The organism is Ruegeria sp. BF7 (genome assembly GCF_056538605.1).
Genome location: NZ_JBQFTM010000014.1, coordinates 1 through 23,002, shown reverse-complemented (window position 1 = coordinate 23,002; position 23,002 = coordinate 1). Strand labels below are relative to the sequence as shown.

The following is a 23,002-nucleotide window of genomic DNA, read 5'->3' as shown; positions in this document are numbered from 1 at the left end:
ACATAAAGCCCCGAAAATTATCCGAATAATTTGACAGGATTCACAAGCTGTTAACCCCTGCAGCCGTAAACCAGTTCTGCAATCAGGCGGAGCAACGGATGACCGAAGAGCAGCTTTCTTCCTATCACCCCACACTCCCACCCACCACGGAAGAGGATCGGTTTTCCTGGCTTCGTCTGTTGCGCTCGCGCAAGGTCGGTCCGGCGACGTTTCGTCGGCTGTTGCGCGAACATGGTTCGGCGCAGAACGCGCTGGCCGCGCTGCCTGAAATGGCACGTGCAGCCGGAATTGAAGGGTATGAAATTTGCCCGCCCGGCGTGATTGAGGCGGAACTCAAGGCCGCAAAAGCCGCAAATGCGCGGCTTTTGTGCCTTGGGTCCGCTGATTTTCCTGATGCCTTGAATAACTTGTCGGATGCCCCTCCGATGTTGTGGGCGATTGGAGATGTGTCTTTGCTGCGTAAACCCTGCATTGCGATGGTCGGGGCGCGAAACTGTTCGTCACTGGGTGCACGGATGGCGCGTGGGTTGGCGGTCAACCTTGGAAAGCAAGGGTATATCGTTGTGTCAGGGTTAGCGCGCGGAATCGACACCTCTGCACATATGGCAGCATTGGATACCGGCACTGTTGCTGTCATGGCTGGCGGCGTGGACGTAATCTACCCAGCAGAAAACACCGATCTGGCCAGAGAGATCGCCCAATCGGGGCTGCGCGTGTCCGAGCAACCGATGGGCGTGACCCCGCAAGCACGGCACTTTCCGCGCCGCAACCGGATCATCTCGGGGCTGGCTCAGGCGGTTGTCGTGGTTGAAGCCGCCGCTAAATCCGGCAGCCTGATCACCGCGCGGGACGCCTTGGATCAGGGCCGCGAGGTTCTGGCTGTACCCGGCCACCCCTTTGATGCCCGTGCGGCCGGATGCAACCTTTTGATCCGCGACGGGGCCACCCTGGTGCGGTCCGCCGAAGACGTAATCGAAGCGCTGCCGCAGCAGCAGGCAGACTTGTTTGAGGCCTCGCTGCCTGAAGCATCTGTGGAACAGGCCCCCTCGAGTGCAGCATTACATGATGAGATACTGGCCCGGCTGGGACCGTCACCGATAGCCGAAGACCAGTTGATCCGCGACATCTCCGCCACTGCGGGCGAGATTGGTCCGGCTTTGGTCGATCTGGAACTGGAAGGGCGAGTTCAGCGCCAGCCCGGCGGTTTGCTGTCCCTGACGGCCTGACGCACTTTCGCGTGACGCACGGGTATTTTCACTTCTAGCACGCTGAAATTGCCGTCTAATTTCGGTTTTTGAAGGAACGCATTGACAATTCGCTCTTGCCCTACACATTTTGCACGATCATAGAAGGCGCCCAATTCGTCGAGCGAGGTTTTCCCTTAAATGCCTGTAGTTGTTGTAGAATCCCCGGCAAAAGCCAAGACAATCAATAAGTATCTTGGCCCCGACTACACGGTTTTGGCGTCTTATGGCCATGTGCGGGACCTGCCGCCCAAGGACGGATCGGTCGATCCCGCGCATGAATTTGCGATGAAATGGGAAGTCGGCAATGACAGCCGCAAGCACGTCAAAGCCATCGCTGACGCGCTGAAGGAAGACAACGCCCTGATCCTGGCCACTGACCCCGATCGAGAAGGCGAGGCGATCAGCTGGCACCTTCAGGAGGCGCTGACCAAGCGGCGCTCGATCAAGAAGGACACTCCGGTCAGCCGGGTCACCTTCAACGCCATCACCAAAGACGCGGTGACCGAGGCGATGCAGAACCCGCGTGAGGTCGATATGCCTCTGGTCGAGGCTTATCTGGCCCGCCGCGCACTCGATTATTTGGTAGGCTTCAACCTGTCTCCGGTTTTGTGGCGCAAATTGCCGGGCGCGAAATCGGCGGGCCGGGTGCAATCGGTTTGCCTGCGTCTGATTGTCGAGCGCGAGATGGAGATTGAGGCGTTCAAGCCGGTTGAATACTGGTCGGTGCGCGCCCTATTCGAAACTCCGCGCGGTCAGACCTACGAAGCGCGGCTTGTCACTCTGGCCGGAAGAAAACTGGACAAACACGATCTGGCGAACGCCACGCAGGCGGAACTGGCGGTTCAGGCAATCTCCAGCCGCGCGCTCAGCGTCACATCGGTCGAGGCCAAACCCGCCGCCCGCAATCCCAGCGCGCCGTTTATGACCTCGACCCTGCAGCAGGAAGCCAGCCGCAAGTTCGGTATGGGCGCGCGGCACGCGATGCAGGTGGCACAGCGGCTGTATGAGGCGGGTTACATTACCTATATGCGGACCGATGGCATCGACATGGCGCCCGAAGCCGTCGCAGCCACGCGCGACGCGATTACCGAGCGATATGGCGCGGAATACGTGCCTGACAGCCCGCGCATGTACAAGAACAAGGCCAAGAACGCGCAGGAAGCCCACGAGTGTATCCGTCCGACGGATATGTCGCGCGACGCCAAGGCACTGAAGGTCACGGATGAGGATCAGCGCCGACTGTATGACCTGATCTGGAAACGCACCATCGCCTGCCAGATGGCCGCCGCCCGGTTGGAGCGGACGACGGTCGAGATTGGCAGCGCCGATGGCCAGGTCGGCCTGCGCGCAACCGGTCAGGTGGTTCTGTTCGACGGGTTCATGCGCGTTTATGAAGAAGGTCGCGATGACGTCTCTGACGACGACGAAAAGCGCCTGCCGCAGATCATGCAGGGCGATCCGGCGCCGTTCGCCAAAACCTCTCTGAAAGATCAGTTCGCGAAGGCGGAGGACAAGGCCGCCCTCCTATCGGACAACGAGGCTGTTCTAGCCTTGCAACACCACACCCAACCGCCGCCGCGTTACACCGAGGCCACCTTGGTCAAGCGCATGGAAGAGCTGGGCATCGGGCGCCCCTCGACCTACGCCTCGATCGTGACCACGATTCAGGACCGGGAGTATGTGCGCAAGGACAAGAACAGGCTGATCCCCGAGGAAAAGGGACGGATCGTCACGATCTTCCTGCTGAATTTCTTCCGGCAATACGTGGGCTATGAATTCACTGCCAATCTTGAGGAACAGCTGGACGACGTCAGCGCGGGTGGTCGTGACTACAAGGAGTTGCTGAGCAAGTTCTGGCGCGATTTCTCGGCCGCCATTGGTGAGACGTCCGAACTGCGCATTTCCGAAGTTCTGGACAAGCTGGACGAAGCGCTGGCGCCACAGCTGTATCCGCCGCGCGAGGATGGGTCCGACCCGCGCGTCTGTCCGAAATGCGGCGTGGGCCAATTGCACCTGAAAACCTCGCGCACTGGTGGTTTCGTTGGTTGTGGCAACTATCCGGAGTGTACATACACGCGCCCCATTGCCGGTGAAGGTGCCGAGGGCGATGAACGTCTGCTGGGCGAAGATGCTGGCGATGAGATCTGGCTGAAATCCGGTCGGTTTGGGCCATATGTCCAGCGGGGCGAACCGACGCCCGAGAACAAGAAACCGCCGCGTGCGTCTCTGCCGCGCGGGTGGAGCAAGGATGACATGGATCTGGACAAGGCTCTGACCCTGCTGTCCCTGCCCCGACAGATCGGCGAACACCCCGAGGGCGGCATGATCAGCTCGAACTTCGGGCGGTTTGGTCCTTATCTGATGCATCAGCTGGCGGATGAGGCCAAACCGGTTTATGCCAACCTCAAAGACCCCAACGACGTGTTCGAGATCGGCATGAACCGCGCGGTTGAAATGCTGGCCGAAAAGCGCGCCAACCCCGGGCGGGGCCGTCGCGCAGCAGCCAAAGCGTTGAAAGAATTGGGCGAACACCCCGATGGCGGTGCGATGCAGGTTCTGGACGGGCGTTATGGGCCGTATGTGAAATGGGAAAAGGTCAACGCGACCATTCCCAAGGACATCAAGCCCGAAGACGTGACGCAGGAAATGGCCATCGAATTGGTCAACGAGCGCGCGGCCAAAAAGGGCACCAGGAAAAAAGCAACCCCCAAGAAGAAAGCTGCCGCCAAGAAAACGGCCAAAAAGGCGGCCACCTGACTGTCGGCTAGGTAGAAATACCACCTACGCCTTGGTTTCATTGACTTCCCCGTGACGCGGCGGCACAACCTGCGCCATCACCATGTCATTGGGGGAGTTTTCCATGAAGAAAGTCTATGCCAATGCCACCGAGGCGCTCGATGGAGTGATTTCGGACGGCATGATGATCGCCGCGGGCGGTTTCGGCCTGTGCGGTATTCCCGAGTTGCTGCTAGAGGCCATCAAGGACTCGGGCGCTCAGGACCTGACCTTTGCCTCGAACAACGCGGGCGTCGACGATTTCGGGATCGGCATTCTGCTGCAGACCAAGCAAGTCAAAAAGATGATCAGCTCTTACGTCGGAGAAAACGCCGAATTCATGCGTCAGTACCTGGCCGGAGAGCTGGAGCTGGAATTTAATCCGCAAGGCACCCTTGCCGAACGGATGCGCGCCGGTGGTGCGGGTATCCCCGGCTTCTATACCAAGACCGGCGTGGGCACCGTGATTGCCGAGGGCAAAGAGCACAAAGACTTCAACGGCGAGACTTATATTCTGGAAGAGGGCATCTTCGCCGATCTGGCCATCGTCAAGGCGTGGAAAGCCGACGACACCGGCAACCTGATCTTCCGCAAGACCGCCCGCAACTTCAACGTACCCGCCGCGACCTGCGGAAAGATCTGCATCGCTGAGGTCGAAGAAATCGTACCCCGCGGCTCGCTGGACCCGGACAGCATCCACCTGCCCGGCATCTATGTACATCGCATTATTCAGGGCGATCACGAAAAGCGCATCGAACAGCGCACCACCCGCAAGAAGGAGGACGCATAATGCCCTGGGATCGCAATCAGATGGCCGCCCGCGCGGCGCAAGAGCTGGAAGACGGCATGTATGTAAACCTCGGCATCGGCATCCCGACGCTGGTGGCGAACTATGTGGGTGACAAAGACATCACCCTGCAATCCGAGAACGGTATGCTGGGCATGGGACCATTCCCGTTCGAGGGTGAGGAAGACCCCGACCTAATCAACGCAGGCAAACAGACTATCACCGAATTGTCCCGCACATCCTACTTCGACAGCGCGACTTCTTTCGCCATGATCCGAGGCGGCAAGATCGCCGCAGCCGTTCTGGGCGCGATGGAGGTGGACGAGGAAGGTGATCTGGCCAACTGGATGATTCCCGGCGTGCTGGTCAAAGGCATGGGCGGCGCGATGGACCTTGTGGCCGGCGTGGGCCGTGTAATCGTCGTGATGGATCACACCAACAAGCACGGTAAGTCCAAACTGCTGAAGAAATGCACCCTGCCGCTGACCGGTAAGAAGGTGGTGGATCGCATCATCACTAATCTGGGTGTTCTGGATGTGGTCGAAGGTGGCCTGAAGATCGTCGAAATTGCCGAGGGCGTAACCGAGGACGAAATCCGCGCCGCCACCGAAGCCAAGATCGTCAACTGATCCTTTACACCAAAATGGCCCGCCGTTACTGGCGGGTCTTTTTCAGTTCTGGGTCTGGAAGACGCACCCGTCCGAAATAAGCTCAGGCGGAGTTGAACACAGGGCCTTGGCAATCTGAAAGGCCGCAAGGACCTTAGGCACATAGTCGCGCGTCTCGGCATAAGGTGGCACACCACTGTGCTTGCGGACCGCGCCTTCGCCCGCGTTATACCCGGCCAACACCAGAATCGGATCATTGCCAAATTCTTCCATCAACCAGTTCAGGTATTTCACCCCACCCGAAATATTCTGAGAGGGCTTAAAGCTGTCTTTAACACCAAATCGTTTGGCGGTTGCTGGCATCAACTGCATCAACCCCTGCGCCCCGGCAGAACTGACTGCATCCGCGCGACCAGCGGATTCAACAGAAATAACGGCCAGCACCAATGCCGGAGAAACATTGGTCCCCACGGTCGAGCGCAGGATCTCGATGCCCTGCTGTTGTGCGATGTTCTGAAGAGTCTGCAGTCGTGGTGAGGCCACATTGGTCGCGGCCAACGCTTTTATAGCTTCGTTCAACCGCCCCGCACCCGATGCGGAGAGCGCCGGAGAAATTTTGTCCCAGAAGGCTTTGTATGACCCGACCGGCTTGTTCTTTGGCCCTGTGCCCGGAACGCTTGGGGGGACAGCTGTTGTGCGCGTTGCAACCTCGGGAACGGAAATCTCAGCCCCGGTGCTGGGTGCGTATGGGGCCGCCGCATGTTCCTCGGGCGATATTTGAACAGTCACCTTGGGCCGCGTGCCAGGCTTTGGCGCCTTCACTCTCTTATATACGCCCCTGGGTTCAGTCTCGGTTGCGACAGCTGACATTGGTGCTGCCACCACCAGCGCCAAGATGCCGGCGCAGGTCATTGCGTCCCGGAGTTTCATTTGCCTGCCTCGTGCTTTTTCTTTTCAACATTTTGAAGCGCGAATCCCTTTGAAAAGCCAGAAAAACACGTCGAATTGGGGCAATTTCGCCTCATTTGCCGCAATTTTGCATCGGCGGCAACATGGGGCGCCCTCCCTTGTGATTTTTTAAACCTTTATTTTCAATATGTTAGAAATAAAACTACCAAAAAGTTAAGCCCGGAAGAAAAAAGACGGTGTTTGGCCCAATTCCTGCCATGCCAGACAGGCAAACATAATGCCATACCGAGACGGTCGGGAGCGGACTGAGAGAGAAAGCTCTGTTAGACGCCGAGGTTTAAATGACTTTTTTGATCCTTTAGGAGGGACGTAACATGATCAAGTTCATCAAGAACTTCCGCAAAGACGAAGACGGCGCCGTAACTGTTGACTGGGTTGTTCTGACCGCAGCTGTTGTTGGCCTGGCCGCCGTTGCCTACACCCAAGTTGGTGATGGTACCAAAGCAATCGCAGACGCCGTTGGCTCGACCCTGGATGTCGCAGCCTCCAACGTTGCAAGCGATATTCCGATCACCCCGAAGTAATCGGAACCACAGCTTAGTCTGAGAAATTCTTTTGTGGGGCCTTGCCTGTTCAGGCGTGGCCCCATTTGTTTTGCAACAACTCCAACTCCGGCGCTTTCATGATGAACAGAATCCAAACTTTCATAGAGCACGAAGACGGGGCAGTCACTGTTGACTGGGTCGTGCTGACAGCTGCGATCGTGGGCATCGGCGCAGGTGTATACGCTTACTTTGGCCAACCCGTCAAAGAACTGGATGCCAGAGCTGGCGCAGCCCTGAGCAAGGTTGATGTCGCTGAAGAGATCAGCGTCAAATTCGGCGCAACCGATCCCTGATCGATACGGCCCTTGATTGTCCCGAAAGCCACGGAGGCAAAATATTTCAAATATTGTCCCCTTTTTCGACACAATCTACCTTTATCCAAAACTGATCTTTGTCGTAGTTTCTGCGGCAACTAAACGGAAAAGAAAAACGAGGGGACGCGAATGCGTTTGGTATTTGGACTTGTCCTGATTGCCGGGGTAGCTTTGGCCGGGGGTGCGGTCTATATGGCTCGCGACTACATCGCTCAGCACCAGGATCAGCTCGCCCGTGAACGCCAAGCCACAAAGGATGCGCTGGCAAACGTCAAATCGGTGCCAACCGTAGGCGTCATCGTTTCCAACCGGGCCATGAAATACGGCGAGCCGCTGGTCGAGGATGATGTTCGAATCGTGAACTGGCCCGAGGATGCCATTCCAGAAGGCAGCTTTTTGGACATGGAAGTACTGTTCCCCGAAGACGCCAAAGGTGATCGATTCGTGCTAAGGGCGTTGGAAAAAGACGAAGCGCTGATGGAGGTCAAGGTCACCAAGCCTGGCCAGGCAGCAGGCCTTGTTTCCCGAATTGAAAAGGGTATGCGCGCGTTTGCTATCAGCGTCGATGTTTCGTCGGGCGTTTCCGGCTTTCTGCGTCCAGGCGACAGCGTGGATGTGTATTGGACCGGCTCTGTCAGCCGAGAATTCGAAGGCGGCGGTGACCAAATCACCCGCCTGATTCAGACCAACATCGAATTGATCGCAGTGGACCAGACCGCCGGATCTGACCTGACCGGCGCGACGATCGCGCGCACCGTGACCGTTGCTGCAACACCGGAACAGATCGCGGCTTTGGCGCAGGCGCAGAACACTGGCCAGTTGTCACTGGCCCTGGTTGGTGTGCAGGACGATACGGTCGCAACTGCAGTTGAAGTGGACCAGCGCAAATTGCTGAACCTCAAGGAATCGGCTCCTGCTCCGGCCCCGGTCACAGAAAAGGTCTGCACCGTGAACACGCGGCGCGGCGGTGAGATCGTCAAAACCCAAATTCCTTGTACAAACTGATGTAAATCAGAGATTTACGACCGCAAGCCGCGCCATGTGCGCGGCTTGTTACGTTTTGGATGTTGCGCATTGTCCACATAAGGAAAATTCCGGAAACCATTGATTATTGCAATAAATTCGTAATTCGCGCAGTGTTACCCAGCATAGGGCATTAGACCCAAAAAACGAGGCGTGATCGGAGAGGCAGGTCACATGAAAATACGTTCTTGGATCAGCGCAACCCTGCTTGGGTTGGCGCTTACAGTTGGTCCGGTCGGCCAAACGGCCTGGGCTGAAACTTTGCGCGTGGTGAAGAATGGCACAGCGGAAACGCTGGACGTTCCGATGAACCGCGCAATTGTCGTGGAAAGCGAAGAACCGTTCGCCGAGCTCAGCATCGCCAATGCCGGCATCGCTGATATCTCGTCGCTTTCGGATCGTACGATTTATGTGTTGGGCAAAACACCGGGTCTGACCACGCTGACCCTGTTTGACGGCGCGGGCAACCTGCTGGCGAACGTTCGGGTGCGCGTGTCTCCGGATGTGTCCGAGTTTAAGGAGCGGCTGCGGCAGATTCTTCCGGCTGAGCAGATCGAAGTCCGGACCGCCAATGACGGAATCGTGCTTTCAGGTGTGGTTTCAAGCAGCGCGAAACTTAGCCGTGCACTGGAACTGGCCGAACGATACGCACCCGACCGCGTTTCGAACTTGATGTCCGTCGGCGACGTTCAACAAGTAATGTTGAAGGTACGTTTTGCCGAGATGAGCCGTAGTGTGGCCAAAAGTCTGACCGCATCGTTAGGTTTTGGCGGCGGTGACGTAACCGGAGGTATCAACACACTGAACACTGCTGGTGCGTTGGCCAACGCCTTGAACAACAACATTCCTGTTCAGCAAACTAATACCGGCGCGATCTTGTTCGGTTTTGGCGCAGGCTCTACACAGGTCCGCCTGCTGCTGGAGGCCCTTGAAGCCAAAGGGCTTGCACGCAGCCTCGCAGAACCGAACCTTTCCGCCCTTTCGGGGCAAGAAGCAGAATTTCTGGCAGGTGGCCAAGTTCCGATCCCGGTCCCCGGGGATGACGGGCAAATCGCCATCGAATACCGGAACTTCGGTGTTCAGGTTCTCTTTACACCGCGCGTAGTGGACAGTGATCTGATCAATCTCGAGATGGGGGCTTCAGTTTCAAGCATTGATTCTAACTCGTCCTTCACAATTGCAGGTAACAACGTCCCAACCTTTATCGTTCGACAGACAAAGACGACGGTTGAACTACGAGACGGTGAAAGCTTTGCCATTGCCGGCCTGATTCAGGATGATTTCAGGGACGCTGCCAGTCAACTACCATGGATCGGCGATGTTCCGGTGCTCGGCGCCCTGTTCCGTAGCTCGAATTACCAGCGCCAACAAAGCGAGCTAGTCATCATCGTCACAGTTCATCTTGTGTCCCCAACACGTGGCGAAGCCCTGGCATTGCCGACGGACCGAGTCAAACCGCCCAGCGAATTTGATCTGTTCGTTAACGGCAGAGTCGGTCGTACAACGCGTCCGGGTTCCGGTGCGGCTTCGGAAGTGGCCAAACAGGACTTTGGCAGCTCCTACGGCTACATTCTGGATTGATAGGAGGATAGGACCAATGCAGAAGTGGATTATCGCACTGGGTCTTTCGGTCGCTGTCTCCGCATGCACGCGTGAGGCGGGGTACGAAGTAGACCAAGGCGCATTCGGAAACGCGACTCTGAATAACCTCAAGGTCATGAATGGCGAATTGACCTACGCTCAGATCCTAGGCCAGCGCTTCGCAGCCGAGGTTCCGACGCAGATCAACTTTGCCTTCGACAGTGCACAGCTAGATGAAACGGCTCGACGTGTTCTGTTGCGGCAGGCCTCGTGGATCAAACAATTCCCCGAAGCACGATTCCGCGTGTATGGCCATACCGATGCGGTTGGTTCGACGTCATATAACAAAGCACTGGGTCAGCGGCGCGCTAATGCGGCCGTTGCGTTCCTGACACGGCAAGGCATCTCGCGCTCGCGCCTCGAGGCTGTCGTGTCCTTTGGGAAAACGCGGCCTCTTATCGACACCCCGGACAGGGATCGCCGCAACCGCCGCACCGTGACAGAAGTTTCAGGCTTTGTGGATCGTGCACCGCAGCTGCTGGATGGCAAGTACGCCGAAGTCATCTATCGCGAATATGTCGAGAGCGCGACAAGAGCGAGCTACATCCAACGCGAAGACGGCTCTGGTGGTGAATAATCTTTAGGAAATGGGCGGCATCGTCGCCCATTTCCCTACAATTGGTTCTTTTGCGCCCAAATCTTGCCTAAGTTCCAAGCCAAATTTTCAACAATTAGGTGACTTGCGGCCGATCCTGGCCGCACTGGGGCAAGAGCGAACCAGACAGGGTATTCAAGCCCACTGTGTTTGCCTGCTCCCGCGACGAGGATTGTGTTAATGACGAGCGCTTCGCCACAAGACGACAAGAATGCCATTCAGGCTTGCACCATCAGCCGTGATGTCCAGAACTTCGATCTTTTGATCGAGGACATGGAGGCGGCACTGGGGGAACGCTGGGGTGACCTGGGTTTCGCTGAAGCGCTGGCCTTTTTCAGCCAACCCGATGCCGATTCTCTGGAATTTGTGGCACTGGCAATCGATGGCGAAGATGAAGACAACCTGTCACTGATGGGCGAAATCATCACCCGCGCTAAAGAAAAGAAGATCAAGATTGTTCTGATCGCCGAAGACGTCACGCCGGCGTCTCTGCATCAGCTGCTGCGCAAGGGTGCGGATGAATTTGTCCCCTACCCCCTGCCCGAAGGCGAGCTGCAGGAAGCGATCACCCGAATGAACCAGCCCGATCCGGTCGCAGTTCACGAGACGGCTTCGCCGCTGACGCAAGGCGAATCAAAGGAAGGTGCCCTGTTCGTCGTGCACGGTCTGGCCGGAGGCGTGGGATCCACTACGATGGCGGTCAACCTGGCCTGGGAACTGGCCACCGTATCCGAAAAAGAAGAACCGTCGGTTTGCCTGCTCGATCTGGACCTGCAGTTTGGCACGGTATCGACCTATCTGGACCTGCCGCGCCGCGAAACCGTCTTTGAAATGCTGTCTGACACAGCCTCGATGGATGAGGAAGTGTTTGCGCAGGCGCTGCAAACCTACGAGGAAAAGCTGCAGGTTCTGACCGCACCGTCGGATATGGTTCCACTGGACCTGATCACGCCGGAAGATATCCAGCGGGTGATCGACACGGCCCGCCGCCACTTTGACTACGTCGTCGTGGACATGCCATCGACGCTTGTTCACTGGTCAGAGACAGTACTTCAGGCCTCGCACGTGTATTTCGCATTGATCGAACTGGACATGCGCTCGGCCCAGAACGCGCTGCGGCTTAAACGTGCCCTGCAGGCCGAAGAACTGCCGTTCGAAAAATTGCGTTTCGCCCTAAATCGGGCTCCGAAATTCACCGATCTGAACGGCAAGGGCCGGGTAAAGCGGATGGCGGAAAGCCTGGGTATCTCCATCGATCTGCAACTGCCTGATGGTGGCAAACCAGTCATGCAAAGCGGTGACCACGGACAACCGCTGGCCAATGCAGCCGCCAAGAACCCACTGCGTCGCGAAATCGCGAAACTTGCTAAATCGCTTCACAGCTTGGGCAGCAGCAACGCTGAAGCTGCGTAACTCAGTCTGAAAGGGAACGAGCCGCCGTGTTTTCAAGATACAAGAAACAGTCCGAAGCGCAGCCGGTTCAATCCCCGGCCGCAACACCGAAGCCTACGGTTGAAAAAGCTCCGTCGGCCAATGCGGTCGCCCGACGCCCCCAGCCAAAGAAAACCGCCGAGCCTGTGGTGGCCGATCGCGACCGCAAACGCAAAGAGCGTCTTGGTGAAATCAAGATCGAACTGCACCGCGAGCTGCTGGAAAACCTGAACCTCGCCGCGCTTGAGAACGCAGGCGAAGCGGAGTTACGCGCAGAAATCAGTGCGATTGCCAGCGAAGTTCTTGAATCGCGCAACATCGTCCTGAACCGCGAGGATCGCACGCAGCTCAACAAGGAGCTGTATGACGAGGTAACTGGCCTGGGTCCGCTTGAGACCTTGCTGCAGGACGACACGGTCAACGATATTCTGGTCAACGGTCCTCAGCAGATCTTCGTGGAACGCAACGGTAAGCTGGAAATCAGCGACATCACCTTCAAGGATGAAAAGCACCTGATGCGGATCATCGACAAGATCGTGTCCGCTGTGGGTCGTCGCGTTGATGAATCCAACCCCTATGTTGACGCCCGTCTGGCTGATGGTTCGCGTTTCAACGCAATGGTCCCGCCGATTGCGGTGGATGGCTCGCTGGTGTCGATTCGTAAGTTCAAAAAAGACAAGCTGGGCATCGATGACCTGGTCAATTTCGGCGCGTTCACTGAGGAGATGGCGGCCTACCTGCAGGCCGCTGTGTCAACTCGGCTGAACATCATCGTTTCTGGTGGTACGGGTTCGGGTAAGACGACGACTCTGAACGCCTTGTCCAGCTTTATCGACGACGCCGAGCGCATCCTGACCATCGAGGATACAGCGGAACTTCAGCTGCAACAGACCCATGTGGGCCGGATGGAAAGCCGCCCGCCCAACGTTGAAGGCAAAGGTGAGGTCAGTCCCCGCGACTGTCTGAAAAACGCTCTGCGTATGCGTCCTGACCGCATCATCGTGGGTGAGACGCGGGGCGCCGAGGTGATCGACATGCTGCAGGCCATGAACACCGGCCACGACGGTTCGATGACCACGATCCACGCCAACTCAGCGCGTGATGGTATCTCGCGCCTGGAAAACATGATCGCTATGGCCGGTATTGAAATGCCTATCAAGGCGGTCCGCAGCCAGATCTCAAGCGCTGTGAACCTGATCGTGCAGGCCAGCCGCCTGCAGGATGGTTCGCGCCGTATGACCTCGATCACCGAGATTACCGGCATGGAAGGTGATGTAATTTCGATGCAGGAAATCTTTAAATTCCAGCGGGTTGGCCTGACACCGGACAACAAGATCATCGGCCACTTCACGGCAACAGGCGTGCGAAGCCACTATTCCGAGCGATTCCGCCTGTGGGGCTTTGATCTGCCCACTTCGATCTATGAACCGACGACTATGTAGGAGATCTGGATATGCAACTGCCTCTTGAGGCGCTCATATATGTCGTGATCTTCATCGCGGTGTTCTTTCTGGTCGAAGGCATCTATCTGGTGGCCTTCGGGAAATCCATCAGCCTGAACAGCAAAGTCAACCGCCGTCTCGACATGCTCGACAAAGGAGTCGGGCGGGAGCAGGTTCTGGAACAGCTGCGCAAGGAAATGCAGCAGCATATGAAGACGCAGAGCATCCCGCTCTATTCGCTGCTGGCCGACAAGGCACAAAAGGCGGCGATCGCCTTTACTCCGCGACAACTGATCATGGTTATGATCCTGTTGTCCGGCTTTGCCTTTGTAGGCCTGAGCATCGGCACCGCGACGGATATGGTTCTTCGGGTCGCACTGTCAGGCTTTATCGGAGTTGGCGGCGTTTACACGTGGGTAAATCGCAAGGCAAAAACACGCATGGCCCTGATGGAAGAGCAACTGCCTGATGCGGTTGAGCTGATGGTCCGTTCGCTGCGTGTCGGTAACCCGTTCGTCTCATCCGTCCAGATCGTTGCAAACGAGGTACAGGACCCGTTGGGCACAGAGTTTGGCATCATCGCCGATGAATGCGCTTATGGCCGTGACGTGGGTGAGGCTCTGAAAGACATGGCCGAGCGTCTGGGCATGCAGGATCTTCGCTTTTTGTCGGTGGCCGTCGGGATTCAGCAACAGTCGGGTGGTAACCTTGCCGAAATCCTGGCCGGTCTGGCCAAGGTGATCCGCGCCCGTTTCCGCCTGTTCCGGCGCGTCAAGGCGATCACCGCCGAGGCGCAATGGTCCGGCAAATTCCTGTCCGGTTTCCCGGTCTTTTGCCTGTTGTTCATTCTTGTGAACGATCCCGGATACTATGACGACGTGATCGATCACCCTCTGTTCATCCCACTCTGTTTCTTTGTCGGTATTATGCTGACGCTGAACCTGATTGTGATGCGCGTTCTTACCAACATTAAGGTCTGAGGGTATAGCAATGGAATTCCTGACCCAAATCAACGACCTGATCAAACAATACCTGGGTGAGTTCGGACCGCTGATCGTTATCGGCGTTCTTGGGCTATTCATGATCCTGATCGCCGTTTCTCTGATGCTGAACCAGCCAGAGGATCCGCTGAAAAAGCTACAGAAATCAACCGCGGCACCCAAGTCGGATAAAAAGTCCAAAAAGGACAAGCTCCGCAACGCCAGCCGCAACGAACAACTTCAGAAATTCGCCACCTTCCTCGAACCCCAGAACGAAGAAGAGCTTTCGGCGATGCAACTCAAGTTGCGTCAGGCCGGGTATCACTCGAAGGATGCGGTGCGATTCTTCCATTTTGCGCAGTTTGCACTGGGTATCGTCGGAATTCTGATCGGTGTGTTGTTGGTAACGGTGCTGTCAGGCGGAGAAGAATTCACCGGAAGCCAAATGACAATTCGCGTTCTGATTCCGTCAGCCGCAGGGTATTTCCTGCCGCGCTATTGGGTCACCCGGCGCGTCGAGGAACGGAAAGAGGCAATCACCGCCGGGTTTCCCGATACGCTGGACCTTATGCTGGTATGTGTCGAGGCCGGTCAGTCACTGGATCAGGCCATTGTGCGCGTGGCCCGCGAGATGAGCACCTCCTACCCGGATATCGCGCAGGAATTCGAAGTTGTCGCCCATGAAATGAAAGCCGGTAAGGACAAGGATACGGTGTTGCGCGATTTCGGAACCCGTTGCGGCGTTCAGGATGTCAGCTCATTCGTGACCGTGATGATTCAATCGGCAACATTCGGTACATCCATTGCCGAAGCTCTGCGGGTTTATGCCAGCGAGATGCGTGACAAACGCGTGATGCGGGCCGAAGAGGCCGCGAACAAGTTGCCAACCAAGATGACACTTGCCACAATGATGCTGACGGTGCCGCCTTTGCTGGTCATTCTGGTCGGACCTTCGGCAAAAGGGATCGCAGATTTTGGAAAAAGTGCCGGCGGATAAGCCCGCGAAGTTCACCTTCAGGCGTATCTGCTCTGGGATATGCCACACACTAAGGGCCGCCGTGGTGATCGCCACGGTGGCCTCTTGTACTGATACGGGTTCAATGAATGATCTGGATGCCCCCGGGATTGATCCGAACGGTAGGGGCGCAGACGAGCTTACAGTTGGAAACCGGTTGATGGCAGCCGGAGAATACGAACTGGCGCTGGATTCCTTCACGCGCGCCGCTCTGGATCAGGGGATGACGTCGCAGATACTGACCGCGATGGGTACTGCCAACCTTGGGCTCAAACGCCTGGGGCAGGCCGAAACCCTGCTGCGCCGTGCCGTAAAAGCTGACCCCGAGTGGTCGGTTGCCTGGAACAATCTTGGCGTTTTGCTGGTCGAGACAGGCGAATACTCTGAGGCCGCGCAGGTCTTCAAACGTGCCTATGCGCTCGACAATGGCGAAAGTGACGCAATCCGCGACAATCTGCGCTTAGCACTCGCAAAAATGGAAAATCCTGCTAATAATACAGCGGAAGAACAAGAATATACGCTGGAGCGGCAAGGCGACGGGCAATACAAGCTGCGCAAGCTCCCATAACACAGGCAAGAGCAGTAAGGGACGCAAAAATGCGCCAACAATTCTTGATTGCGCCGATGATGATGTGCGGGCTAATCCTGTCCGCCTGCGAAAAAGAAACCGAGGAAGAAAAAGTCGAGCGCACCTATCAGGAGGTCAACGTCATTGACGAGACCAACCTGAGCGAGGTGCTTTTGACCGCCGCGGACCCGAACGAAGCAGTTACTTACTTTCAGGGCGCGGCAGCCAAAAACCCCGGCAGGATTGACCTGCAGCGCGGATTGGCGATCTCTCTTTCCCGGGCAAAACGTTCGACCGAGGCCGTCGCCGCCTGGAAAAAAGTGACGACCATGAAGGGCGCCGCAAGTGTCGACAAGGTTGAATATGCCGACGCCCTTGTGCGTGCCGGCAACTGGAGTGAGGCCAAATCCGTACTGGATTCAGTGCCGCCCACGTATGAAACCTTCAAACGCTATCGCCTTGAAGCAGTGGTGGCTGATTCCAAAAAGGATTGGAAACGCGCGGATCACTTCTATGAAACCGCGGTTGGCCTGACCACACGCCCCGGCGGGGTAATGAACAACTGGGGCTATTCCAAGCTGACACGCGGTCAATATGCCGAAGCCGAACGCTTGTTCAATGAGGCGATCCAGCAGGACAAGAACCTGTTCACCGCCAAGAACAATTTGGTTCTGGCCCGGGCCGCGCAGGGCAACTACAGTTTGCCGGTTGTTCCAATGTCTCAGACCGAGCGCGCCATGTTGCTGAACACGATGGGGATTTCTGCAGTCAAACAAGGGGATGTGGCCACGGCCAAGAACCTGTTCCGCGAAGCCATCGCCACGCACCCTCAGCATTTTGACGAGGCCGTCCGCTCGCTCCGGGCGCTCGAGGATGCCTGATAGATGAACATTCCCGCGAGTGCGGCGCTGTTATTTCTGCCCTTTGTTCTACCGATCTGCCTGTACGTGACCTTCACGGACTTGCGCGCCATGAAGATCAGAAATCAGGCGGTCTACGCGCTGTTGGCGGTGTTCGTTATCGTTGGCCTTTTCGTTCTGCCACCTTGGTCAACCACGTGGTCAACGGCTACCGTAGGCCCAGTGTCGATCTCGCTCCCCCCCTACGTTTGGCACTTATTGCATGTCATTCCGGCTTTAGCCATTGGTATCCTGTTCAACGTGATGCGCCAAATGGGGGCTGGAGACGCCAAGTTTCTGGCCGCAGCCTCGCCATTTATCTGGCCCGGCGACTATTTCCTGGTGGTTTTCATTCTGGCCACGATGAATGTGGCGGCTTTGGCCACCCACCGGCTGGCGCGCACTTCAGGGCTTCGGAGTTTCGCGCCCGATTGGAAAAGTTGGAGCAGGGCCAGACATATACCGATGGGTCTTTCTCTCGGCGGCAGCCTAGCCCTCTATCTGATTCTCGGCACTGTTTACGGCTCGTAAACTATCATTAAGCCGCCTTGTCCGCGCCTTGGTGCTGACACAAAGCCGGGCCAGATTTTCCACTAACGGCCCTTTTCGGGGCCTTTTGCGCGAAAACTGGATAGACGGGCAACGCTCATGAATATGCAGACGACCTCGGTAATGGCCCCCCCTGCCCCAAAAGGCTTGGGCGAAATGAGACTGCCCATCGTCATGATGCGCGACATCTTGTTGAAAACAATCTTCCGCAAGAATGTGGACACCGTCTCCGAGATCGCCGCTGCGGTCTGTCTGCCGGGTTCTGTCACGCAGGAACTGATCGACATGGCCCGCGAGCAAAAGTTGATCGAGGCCACCGGGACGCTGAACGCCAACAGCGGGAACGAGATGGGTTACCAGTTGACCGATGCCGGCAAGGCCCGTGCACTGGATGCGCTGAGCCAGTCAGAGTATTTCGGCGCGATGCCCGTACCGCTGGATGTCTATCGCGAACAGGTCAAACGCCAGTCGATCCGCAACATTCAGGTGACCCGAGACCAACTTACCGGCGCGATGGGCCATCTGGTTCTGCCAGACAGCCTGCTGGACCATCTCGGCCCCGCAGTCAGCGCCGGTCGCTCGATCCTAATGTATGGCCCACCGGGCAACGGGAAATCCTCGATTTCAAACGGGATCAAGGATGCGCTGGGGGATAATGTCTATGTTCCCTTTGCCATCGAGTATGCCGGTCAGGTGATTACCGTATATGACCCGATCGTGCACACCGCCGTTGAGCAGGAACCTGATGATCCCAACAGCCTGCGCCGCCGCAAAAGATTCGACACGCGCTATGTTCAGTGCGAACGCCCGACCGTTGTGACGGGTGGTGAACTGTCGCTGAGCATGTTGGACCTGGTCTACAACCCCACCGCGCGGACCTATCAGGCACCGCTGCAGCTGAAATCGACCGGTGGCATCTTCATCGTGGATGACCTTGGACGTCAGCAGGAACCACCGCAGGCGCTGATCAACCGTTGGATTGTTCCCTTGGAAGAGAAGAAGGATATTCTCGGCCTGCAATCGGGCGAAAAGTTCGAGGTGCCCTTCGACACGCTGGTCATCTTCTCGACCAACTTCCACCCCAACGAGATTTTCGACCAAGCGGCCCTGCGCCGGATCTTCTTCAAGATCAAGATCGACGGGCCGAATCAGGAAAACTTCCTGAAAATCTTTGCCATGGTGGCTCGCAAACGCGGTATGCCATTGGACGAAGCGGCTCTGGTACATCTGTTGAAGGTCAAATACCCGACCATCAACAATATTTACGCGAACTATCAGCCGATCTTCCTGATCGATCAGATGATCTCGATTTGCGAATTCGAAGGTATCCCCTATCAGATGAGCCCCGATCTGATCGATCGCGCCTGGGCCAACATGTTCGTCAAGGAAGAAAAGATCATTCACTGACCCCCTGCCATTCTGATCCCGGGCAGGTAATCATGCGACCATGACGCAGATTCCCGCCCGGATCACCGATTGGTTTGCCACCAAGGGCTGGTCGATCCACCCCCATCAACAGGACATGTTCGACCGGGCCTCGAACCCGGCGACTTTGCTGATCGCCCCTACTGGCGGCGGCAAGACCATGGCGGGGTTTCTGCCGACGCTGGCCGAGTTGGCGGAACAGGATCACACGGGCCTGCACACGATCTATGTATCGCCCTTAAAGGCGCTGGCCGCCGATATCCGCCGCAATCTGCGCGGCCCCGCGGATGAGATCGGTCTGCCTATCCGGATCGAAGATCGCACCGGAGACACCTCTGCCACGCAGAAGAAACGCCAACGTGTGGACCCGCCGCATATTCTGCTGACCACACCGGAAAGCCTCGCCCTGCTGACTTCATATGAGGACGCACCACGGATGTTTGCGGGTGTGCAGCGGGTGATCGTAGACGAAATCCACGCCTTGGCTGAAAGCAAACGCGGCGATCAACTGATGCTGGCCTTGGCACGGTTGCAAACCTTGTGCCCCGACCTGCGCCGGGTCGGGTTGTCAGCCACGGTCGAGGACCCCGATGCCATCGCGCGCTTTCTGGCTGGGCACCCTGACTCGTGTCAGATCGTGAAGGCCGACCCAGGCCCCGACCCCGACATCCGGATGCTGGAAACGCAGGAAATGCCGCCTTGGTCCGGCGGCGGTGCAGCTTACGCGATCCCGTCGGTTCTGGACCAGATCAAGCAACACAAGACCACGCTGATCTTTCACAACACCCGCGCACAGGCCGAGATTTTTTTTCACAACCTCTGGCTCGCCAACGAAGACGGCCTGCCCATTGGCATCCATCACGGCAGTCTGGACCGGCAGCAACGCGAGCGGGTTGAAGCCGCCATGGTCCGCGGGGACCTTCGTGCCATCGTTTGCACCGGCTCTCTGGATCTGGGCATCGACTGGGGCGATGTGGATTTGGTGATCCAGATCGGTGCTCCCAAGAACGTCAAACGACTGGTGCAGCGGATCGGGCGGGCGAACCACCGGTACAACGCGCCTTCCAAGGCTCTGCTGGTGCCTGCAAACCGGTTTGAGGTGGTGGAATGCGTCGCTGCGCTCGAGGCTGCCAAGGCGCACGAACTTGACGGAGAACCGCGCGGCCGGGGGCCCCGCGACGTGTTGTGTCAGCATATACTGATCGCAGCGGCAGCCGGGCCGTTCGATGCGGATACACTATTCACCGAAATGACCGCCGCCGGGCCCTATGCGCAGCTAAGTCGTGCAGAGTTCGACGCCTGTCTGGAGTTCTGCGCCACCGGGGGCTACGCCCTACGCGCCTACGATAGGTGGCAACGGTTGCAACAGCGCGCCGATGGTCGCTGGCAGTTGCGCGACCCCCGCGCGGCACAGCGTATCCGCATGAACCTTGGCACCATACAGGATACCGACACGCTTAAGGTGCGCCTGAAGCGCAATCGCGGCGGCAAACCCTTGGGCGAGGTGGAAGAAGCCTTCGCTGCCTCTCTGACCCCCGGAGACACGTTTCTGATCGGCGGGCAAATCGTCCGCTATGAAGGGCTGCGCGAAATGGTGGTCGAGGTCAGCCGCCGCGCGGATCGTAAGCCAAAGGTGGCTGTTTTCTCTGGCACGAAATTCGCAACCTCAACGCAGCTAAGCGACCGTATCCTGCGGATGTTCGCGCAACCCAACTGGCCGCAATTGCCCGCGCACACGGCGGACTGGCTGGACCTGCAACGGAACATGTCCCGCCTGCCCCAACGCGACCGCCTGCTGATCGAGAGTTTTCCCAATGACGGGCGCGAGCATCTGTGTGTCTACGGTTTCGCGGGCCGAAACGCGCAGCAAACGCTGGGTTTGCTGCTGACCAAACGCATGGAGGAGACCGGACTGGCGCCGTTGGGTTTCGTGGCCACCGACTATGCAACTCTGATCTGGGGCTTGGACGCGGTGACTGATCCACGCCCCCTGTTTCAACTGGATGCCTTGCGTGATGGGCTGGAAACCTGGCTGGCCGGGAATGCGGTGATGAAACGGACCTTTCGAACCTCGGCCACCATCGCCGGTCTGATCGAGCGCAACACCGGTGGGCAAAGGAAAAGCGGACGCCAGGCGACATTTTCCTCGGATATCCTTTACGACACGTTGCTGAAATACGACCCCGATCACCTGCTCATGCAGATCACCCGAGAAGAAGCCATGCGCGGGCTGGTGGACTTCGGGCGAGTCGAGGCGATGATTGAACGCATTGGAGACAGGATTGATCTGCTGCGTCTGGATCGCGTCTCACCCCTTGCGGCGCCGCTGTTCCTTGAGGTCGGCAAGGTTCCGGTCAAGGGCGCGGCCGAGGAACGCCTGCTCGCCGAGGAAAGTGCCCGGCTGTTGCAGGCTGCGGGGCTGGAACCCGGCTGATACCGCTTGCGCCCCGGCTCGAAACGCGCAAAGAACGGATCATGAACAGCATCGCGTTTTCTTTTGCCGGGCAATGCCTCAGCGCGCTGGGGTCCGGGGCGCTCTGGTGGCCCGAGAAGAAGTTGCTCTGTGTTTCTGACCTGCATCTGGGCAAGTCCGAGCGCATCGCCCGGCACGGAGGCTCGACCCTGCCGCCCTATGACAGCCAGGAGACCCTGACCCGCCTGGCCACCGACATCACGCACACCAATCCGGGCACCGTAGTCTGTTTGGGCGACAGCTTTGACGATTTGGATGCCTCGATGGCAATGGGTACGGCCGAGAAACGGGACGTCACCGCCCTGCAAGCTGGTCGCCGCTGGATATGGATAGAAGGCAACCACGATCCCGGCCCGATTGATCTGGGTGGGACACACCTGTCTGAATGCAATATCGGCCCGCTGACGTTTCGGCACATTGCACACCCCCAGGCACAGGCGGAGGTGTCCGGCCATTACCACCCCAAGGCCCGGCTGAGGGCGCGCGGATGCTCGATCAGCCGCCCGGCTTTTCTGGTCGACAAGACGCGGCTGATCCTGCCCGCCTACGGCACCTATACAGGCGGGCTGCGCAGTTCGGACCACGTGCTGAACGCTTTGATGCACGACGGGGCCCTGGCCATCCTGACCGGCCCCCATCCACAGATCATTCCCATGCCCAGGTAAGGTGGCTCAGATTAAGCCATCCCGTTCCAATGTCGGTTTGTACTTTCGGCTGACTGGAACAAGATTGTTATTCTTCAGCCGCACAAAGGTCTTGCCGCCCTGCCGCTCAACACCGGCAATGGCATCATCCACCACCCAGTGCGAGCGATGCGTACAATGGCCCGGCACCGGCTCCATCTCGGCTATCGCATCGCTCAGGCGCGACCGAATGGTGAATGTTCCCTCGGACGTTACGACATCAACGGCATGATCCCGGACAGTCAGGCGATAAATCTGGCCCTTAAACGTTTCCGGCAGACGCTTTGTCAGCCGCGGCGGCGCGGGTTCAGCCTTTTCCGGCGGCGTCTCTTTCTGTGTATGCCCCGGTACCAGCACCAAACCGGTGACAAACAGCGCTCCGTACGGAGCCACTGACAGGAAACCGGGGGCTTGTTGCCCGTTGAAGGTGATCAAAAGGTAGGACAACACCCAAAGGGCCGGAACGAAAAGCGCCATATTGACCAGAACCAACGCGGTATCGCGCCTGGAAAAGTGAACGCCCAAAAAAATGATCCGCGTCACGTGTCTTGCGATCCGCGTCACAATCAGGGCCAGTCCCATGACCCCGACCCAAAACACCAGGCGTTGAAAAAAGGTCAGGTCAATGGTTGAAAAAGGTTGGAAAGCAGAGGCCAGCAAAGGCGGAAAGGCAACGGCGGCAATCACTTTGCGCAACGAGACCTCGGCCAGAATTGGGCTCAGGAATATGTTCATACCAACTCAACAAAAAGCCTGCGGGTCCAGCGCAACCCCAGAGACTTGCAATATCACAACGTAACTGGCTGGATTCACTTGTTTATCATTGATACCCGTTACATTCAAACCCCAAGATTTAAAACTTAACGCGAGTATGTTGAAACAATTAGGCCGAGAAGTGTTTCCAACCCTCGGCCCCGAATAGATTGTAGTGCGCACAGGATCAGGCGGTCAGGCCTTCTGGTTCTGGTAGTTTGTTTGTGCGGCAGCATGCTGTGAGAGTGTTGGCCAGCAGGCATGCGATGGTCATGGGGCC

General features: G+C 57.6%; 21 protein-coding genes and 1 pseudogene. 19 read left to right on the top strand and 3 right to left on the bottom strand.

Features of this window, described 5'->3' with window-relative positions; all coding sequences use genetic code 11:
- Positions 1 to 98 precede the first annotated feature (98 nt).
- The 4 genes from dprA to ACR0IK_RS20045 all read left to right on the top strand — a co-directional run bounded on the left by dprA (position 99) and on the right by ACR0IK_RS20045 (position 5,438).
- The gene (gene dprA, locus ACR0IK_RS20060; RefSeq protein WP_480642929.1) at positions 99 to 1,226 is read left to right on the top strand and encodes a DNA-processing protein DprA; all 1,128 of its coding nucleotides are present in this window, start codon (positions 99 to 101) and stop codon (positions 1,224 to 1,226) included.
- A gap of 159 nt (positions 1,227 to 1,385) precedes the next feature.
- The gene (gene topA / locus ACR0IK_RS20055; protein WP_480642927.1) at positions 1,386 to 4,004 is read left to right on the top strand and encodes a type I DNA topoisomerase; all 2,619 of its coding nucleotides are present in this window, start codon (positions 1,386 to 1,388) and stop codon (positions 4,002 to 4,004) included.
- Positions 4,005 to 4,107: 103 nt separating this feature from the next.
- Positions 4,108 to 4,812, top strand: a complete 705-nt coding sequence (locus ACR0IK_RS20050; protein WP_480642926.1) for a CoA transferase subunit A — start codon at positions 4,108 to 4,110, stop codon at positions 4,810 to 4,812.
- On the top strand, positions 4,812 to 5,438 hold the full coding sequence (locus ACR0IK_RS20045; protein WP_480593927.1) for a CoA transferase subunit B: 627 nt from the start codon (positions 4,812 to 4,814) through the stop codon (positions 5,436 to 5,438). The genes ACR0IK_RS20050 and ACR0IK_RS20045 overlap by 1 nt, the downstream gene beginning before the upstream one ends.
- 42 nt (positions 5,439 to 5,480) lie before the next feature.
- Here the strand turns inward: ACR0IK_RS20045 and ACR0IK_RS20040 are convergent, their stop codons facing one another.
- Positions 5,481 to 6,347, bottom strand: a complete 867-nt coding sequence (locus tag ACR0IK_RS20040; RefSeq protein WP_480642924.1) for a lytic transglycosylase domain-containing protein — start codon at positions 6,345 to 6,347, stop codon at positions 5,481 to 5,483.
- A gap of 353 nt (positions 6,348 to 6,700) precedes the next feature.
- Between ACR0IK_RS20040 and ACR0IK_RS20035 the strand changes: the two genes are divergently transcribed.
- The 15 genes from ACR0IK_RS20035 to pdeM all read left to right on the top strand — a co-directional run bounded on the left by ACR0IK_RS20035 (position 6,701) and on the right by pdeM (position 21,951).
- Positions 6,701 to 6,910, top strand: coding sequence for a Flp family type IVb pilin (locus ACR0IK_RS20035; protein ID WP_480593929.1), 210 nt, complete (start codon positions 6,701 to 6,703; stop codon positions 6,908 to 6,910).
- A gap of 98 nt (positions 6,911 to 7,008) precedes the next feature.
- Positions 7,009 to 7,224 (top strand): Flp family type IVb pilin, encoded by a 216-nt coding sequence (locus tag ACR0IK_RS20030; protein WP_480593930.1) that lies wholly within the window; start codon positions 7,009 to 7,011, stop codon positions 7,222 to 7,224.
- 150 nt (positions 7,225 to 7,374) lie between these two features.
- Positions 7,375 to 8,250 carry a Flp pilus assembly protein CpaB gene (gene cpaB / locus ACR0IK_RS20025; RefSeq protein WP_480593932.1) on the top strand — a complete coding sequence of 292 codons (876 nt, stop codon included), beginning with the start codon at positions 7,375 to 7,377 and terminating at the stop codon, positions 8,248 to 8,250.
- A gap of 192 nt (positions 8,251 to 8,442) precedes the next feature.
- Complete coding sequence (locus tag ACR0IK_RS20020; RefSeq protein ID WP_480593933.1) at positions 8,443 to 9,849, top strand: type II and III secretion system protein family protein; 1,407 nt, start codon at positions 8,443 to 8,445, stop codon at positions 9,847 to 9,849.
- 16 nt (positions 9,850 to 9,865) lie between these two features.
- Complete coding sequence (locus ACR0IK_RS20015; RefSeq protein ID WP_480642922.1) at positions 9,866 to 10,486, top strand: OmpA family protein; 621 nt, start codon at positions 9,866 to 9,868, stop codon at positions 10,484 to 10,486.
- A gap of 198 nt (positions 10,487 to 10,684) precedes the next feature.
- Complete coding sequence (locus ACR0IK_RS20010) at positions 10,685 to 11,917, top strand: CpaE/TadZ family protein (RefSeq protein WP_480593935.1); 1,233 nt, start codon at positions 10,685 to 10,687, stop codon at positions 11,915 to 11,917.
- 26 nt (positions 11,918 to 11,943) lie between these two features.
- Positions 11,944 to 13,377, top strand: coding sequence for a TadA family conjugal transfer-associated ATPase (locus ACR0IK_RS20005; protein WP_480593936.1), 1,434 nt, complete (start codon positions 11,944 to 11,946; stop codon positions 13,375 to 13,377).
- Positions 13,378 to 13,388: 11 nt separating this feature from the next.
- Positions 13,389 to 14,357 carry a type II secretion system F family protein gene (locus ACR0IK_RS20000; protein ID WP_480593938.1) on the top strand — a complete coding sequence of 323 codons (969 nt, stop codon included), beginning with the start codon at positions 13,389 to 13,391 and terminating at the stop codon, positions 14,355 to 14,357.
- Positions 14,358 to 14,367: 10 nt separating this feature from the next.
- The gene (locus ACR0IK_RS19995; protein WP_480593940.1) at positions 14,368 to 15,354 is read left to right on the top strand and encodes a type II secretion system F family protein; all 987 of its coding nucleotides are present in this window, start codon (positions 14,368 to 14,370) and stop codon (positions 15,352 to 15,354) included.
- A 103-nt stretch (positions 15,355 to 15,457) separates the two neighbouring features.
- The gene (locus ACR0IK_RS19990; protein ID WP_480593942.1) at positions 15,458 to 15,940 is read left to right on the top strand and encodes a tetratricopeptide repeat protein; all 483 of its coding nucleotides are present in this window, start codon (positions 15,458 to 15,460) and stop codon (positions 15,938 to 15,940) included.
- A gap of 29 nt (positions 15,941 to 15,969) precedes the next feature.
- Positions 15,970 to 16,821 (top strand): tetratricopeptide repeat protein, encoded by an 852-nt coding sequence (locus ACR0IK_RS19985; RefSeq protein WP_480593943.1) that lies wholly within the window; start codon positions 15,970 to 15,972, stop codon positions 16,819 to 16,821.
- Between the two features lie 3 nt (positions 16,822 to 16,824).
- On the top strand, positions 16,825 to 17,370 hold the full coding sequence (locus tag ACR0IK_RS19980) for a prepilin peptidase (protein WP_480642921.1): 546 nt from the start codon (positions 16,825 to 16,827) through the stop codon (positions 17,368 to 17,370).
- A 117-nt stretch (positions 17,371 to 17,487) separates the two neighbouring features.
- Positions 17,488 to 18,795: a P-loop NTPase family protein gene (locus ACR0IK_RS19975; RefSeq protein ID WP_480593947.1), complete on the top strand. Its 1,308-nt coding sequence runs from the start codon at positions 17,488 to 17,490 to the stop codon at positions 18,793 to 18,795.
- A gap of 40 nt (positions 18,796 to 18,835) precedes the next feature.
- A complete protein-coding gene (locus ACR0IK_RS19970) occupies positions 18,836 to 21,247 on the top strand; it encodes a ligase-associated DNA damage response DEXH box helicase (RefSeq protein ID WP_480642920.1) in 2,412 nt (803 codons plus the stop codon).
- Between the two features lie 41 nt (positions 21,248 to 21,288).
- Complete coding sequence (gene pdeM, locus ACR0IK_RS19965) at positions 21,289 to 21,951, top strand: ligase-associated DNA damage response endonuclease PdeM (RefSeq protein WP_480642918.1); 663 nt, start codon at positions 21,289 to 21,291, stop codon at positions 21,949 to 21,951.
- 6 nt (positions 21,952 to 21,957) lie between these two features.
- On the opposite strand, the gene ACR0IK_RS19960 is transcribed toward pdeM, so the two are convergent.
- Together ACR0IK_RS19960 and ACR0IK_RS19955 are read right to left on the bottom strand one after the other, a co-directional pair.
- Positions 21,958 to 22,704, bottom strand: coding sequence for a LytTR family DNA-binding domain-containing protein (locus tag ACR0IK_RS19960; RefSeq protein WP_480642917.1), 747 nt, complete (start codon positions 22,702 to 22,704; stop codon positions 21,958 to 21,960).
- Between the two features lie 205 nt (positions 22,705 to 22,909).
- Positions 22,910 to 23,002, bottom strand: a pseudogene (locus ACR0IK_RS19955) (bifunctional methylenetetrahydrofolate dehydrogenase/methenyltetrahydrofolate cyclohydrolase); the annotation flags it as partial.

What these genes read in the sequence shown, in the direction of transcription:
- ACR0IK_RS20030 (WP_480593930.1), top strand. Translation starts at nt 7,009, where the DNA reads ATGATGAACAGAATCCAAACTTTCATAGAGCACGAAGACGGGGCAGTC.
- ACR0IK_RS19995 (WP_480593940.1), top strand. Translation starts at nt 14,368, where the DNA reads ATGGAATTCCTGACCCAAATCAACGACCTGATCAAACAATACCTGGGT.
- ACR0IK_RS19980 (WP_480642921.1), top strand. Translation starts at nt 16,825, where the DNA reads ATGAACATTCCCGCGAGTGCGGCGCTGTTATTTCTGCCCTTTGTTCTA.
- ACR0IK_RS19975 (WP_480593947.1), top strand. Translation starts at nt 17,488, where the DNA reads ATGAATATGCAGACGACCTCGGTAATGGCCCCCCCTGCCCCAAAAGGC.
- ACR0IK_RS20050 (WP_480642926.1), top strand. Translation starts at nt 4,108, where the DNA reads ATGAAGAAAGTCTATGCCAATGCCACCGAGGCGCTCGATGGAGTGATT.
- ACR0IK_RS19985 (WP_480593943.1), top strand. Translation starts at nt 15,970, where the DNA reads ATGCGCCAACAATTCTTGATTGCGCCGATGATGATGTGCGGGCTAATC.
- dprA (WP_480642929.1), top strand. Translation starts at nt 99, where the DNA reads ATGACCGAAGAGCAGCTTTCTTCCTATCACCCCACACTCCCACCCACC.
- ACR0IK_RS20015 (WP_480642922.1), top strand. Translation starts at nt 9,866, where the DNA reads ATGCAGAAGTGGATTATCGCACTGGGTCTTTCGGTCGCTGTCTCCGCA.
- ACR0IK_RS20045 (WP_480593927.1), top strand. Translation starts at nt 4,812, where the DNA reads ATGCCCTGGGATCGCAATCAGATGGCCGCCCGCGCGGCGCAAGAGCTG.
- ACR0IK_RS19960 (WP_480642917.1), bottom strand. Translation starts at nt 22,704, where the DNA reads ATGAACATATTCCTGAGCCCAATTCTGGCCGAGGTCTCGTTGCGCAAA.
- ACR0IK_RS20040 (WP_480642924.1), bottom strand. Translation starts at nt 6,347, where the DNA reads ATGAAACTCCGGGACGCAATGACCTGCGCCGGCATCTTGGCGCTGGTG.
- cpaB (WP_480593932.1), top strand. Translation starts at nt 7,375, where the DNA reads ATGCGTTTGGTATTTGGACTTGTCCTGATTGCCGGGGTAGCTTTGGCC.
- topA (WP_480642927.1), top strand. Translation starts at nt 1,386, where the DNA reads ATGCCTGTAGTTGTTGTAGAATCCCCGGCAAAAGCCAAGACAATCAAT.
- ACR0IK_RS19990 (WP_480593942.1), top strand. Translation starts at nt 15,458, where the DNA reads ATGAATGATCTGGATGCCCCCGGGATTGATCCGAACGGTAGGGGCGCA.
- ACR0IK_RS19970 (WP_480642920.1), top strand. Translation starts at nt 18,836, where the DNA reads ATGACGCAGATTCCCGCCCGGATCACCGATTGGTTTGCCACCAAGGGC.
- ACR0IK_RS20035 (WP_480593929.1), top strand. Translation starts at nt 6,701, where the DNA reads ATGATCAAGTTCATCAAGAACTTCCGCAAAGACGAAGACGGCGCCGTA.
- ACR0IK_RS20000 (WP_480593938.1), top strand. Translation starts at nt 13,389, where the DNA reads ATGCAACTGCCTCTTGAGGCGCTCATATATGTCGTGATCTTCATCGCG.
- ACR0IK_RS20020 (WP_480593933.1), top strand. Translation starts at nt 8,443, where the DNA reads ATGAAAATACGTTCTTGGATCAGCGCAACCCTGCTTGGGTTGGCGCTT.
- ACR0IK_RS20010 (WP_480593935.1), top strand. Translation starts at nt 10,685, where the DNA reads ATGACGAGCGCTTCGCCACAAGACGACAAGAATGCCATTCAGGCTTGC.
- pdeM (WP_480642918.1), top strand. Translation starts at nt 21,289, where the DNA reads ATGAACAGCATCGCGTTTTCTTTTGCCGGGCAATGCCTCAGCGCGCTG.